The organism is Paucibacter sp. XJ19-41, from assembly GCF_028462495.1.
Lineage (GTDB): Bacteria > Pseudomonadota > Gammaproteobacteria > Burkholderiales > Burkholderiaceae_C > Roseateles_E.
This window is the reverse complement of the sequence record NZ_JAQOWX010000260.1, coordinates 1-1,555: the sequence shown is the minus strand read 5'-3', so window position 1 is coordinate 1,555 and position 1,555 is coordinate 1. Positions and strand designations below refer to the sequence as shown.

Annotated in this window: 1 protein-coding gene; it reads left to right on the top strand. The window is 73.0% G+C overall.

Annotated elements, in window-relative coordinates; translation table 11 throughout:
• Positions 1-350: 350 nt before the first annotated feature.
• A partial coding sequence (locus PO768_RS28800) for an ATP-binding protein (RefSeq protein ID WP_272648792.1) occupies positions 351-1,555 on the top strand: 1,205 nt, incomplete at its 3' end.

Below are 1,555 nucleotides of genomic sequence, written 5' to 3'. Positions count from 1 at the left end.
GCCCAGGGCCGGCTGCTGCCCTCGCTGCCGCTGGCCGCCCATCTGCGCCAGCAGGGCAGCGAGCACTGGCAGCTGGACGCGGCGCAGCGGCGCCTGAGCGTCGGCGCGCTGAGCTGGACACTGGACGAGCAGGGCCGCCTGCGCCTGCGCCTGCCGGCGCGGCCCGACGCCCTGCCCCGGCTCGGCTGGACCGAGCTGATGCAGGCGGCGCTGGGCGAGCGCGACGATGCCGCGCTGCGCCAGCGCCTGCGGGGGCGCAGCGTCTTCATCGGCAGCAGTGCCTTCTTCGCCGACGCGGTGCTGACACCGCAGGGCCAGCTCTCGGGCACCCAGCTGCTGGCCGCCAGCNGATGCAGGCGGCGCTGGGCGAGCGCGACGATGCCGCGCTGCGCCAGCGCCTGCGGGGGCGCAGCGTCTTCATCGGCAGCAGTGCCTTCTTCGCCGACGCGGTGCTGACACCGCAGGGCCAGCTCTCGGGCACCCAGCTGCTGGCCGCCAGCTATGCGGCGATGGCGCGGCCCGAGGCCTGGCTGCGGCCCGCGCCGCTGCCCTGGCAGGGCCTGCTCTGGCTGCTGGCCACGCTGCCGGCCTTGTGGACCGCCTGGCGCGGCAAGCCGCTGCTGGGCCGCCACGCGTTGGCCGCAGCCGGCGTGCTGGTGCTGCTGGCAGCTGCGGCGGCCTTGTCGCTGGAGCGGCAAGTCCTGACCCCTCTGCTGGGGCCGCTGACCGTGCTCGGCCTGGGCCTGGCGCTGACCGGCCTGGCCCAGCTGCGCTGGGAGCAGGTGCTGAACCAGCGCCTGCAATACGAGCGCCAGGTCGCCGAGGCGGCCAACCAGGCCAAGAGCCAGTTCCTGGCCAATGTCAGCCACGAGATCCGCACCCCGATGAATGCGGTGCTGGGCATGGCCGAGCTGCTGGCCAAGACCGAGCTCAACCCCGAGCAGCGCCGCTATGTCGACGTGTTCCGATCCTCGGGCCAGGCCTTGTTCGAGCTGATCAACGACCTGCTGGACATCTCCAAGATCGAGGCCGGCCGCCTGACCCAGGAGGCCGGTCGCTTCAGCCTGCGCGCGCGGGTCGAGCAGACGCTGGCGATGATGCAGCACCGCGCCGCCGCCCAGGGCCTGACGCTGGAGCTGGACTTCGATGCCAGCGCCGAGGGCTGGGTGCAGGGCGATGCCAAGCGCCTGGCCCAGGTGCTGCTGAACCTGATCGGCAATGCGATCAAGTTCACCCGCGAGGGCGGCATCAAGCTCAGCGCTAGACGCGAGCCCGACGGCCAGCTGGTGATCGCGGTGCGCGACACCGGCATCGGTATCGCGCCGAGCAAGCACGAGCTGATCTTCCAGCCCTTCTCGCAGGCCGATGGCAGCGTCACGCGCTTTTTCGGCGGCACCGGCCTGGGGCTGTCGATCAGCCGCAGCCTGGTGCAGATGATGGGCGGGCGCATCTGGCTGGACAGCGAGCCCGGCCGAGGCTCGACCTTCTTCATCGCGCTGCCGCTGCCGGCCGCTGCCGCCCCCGAGCCGGGCGCGGCCCCGACCACCAGCGCGCC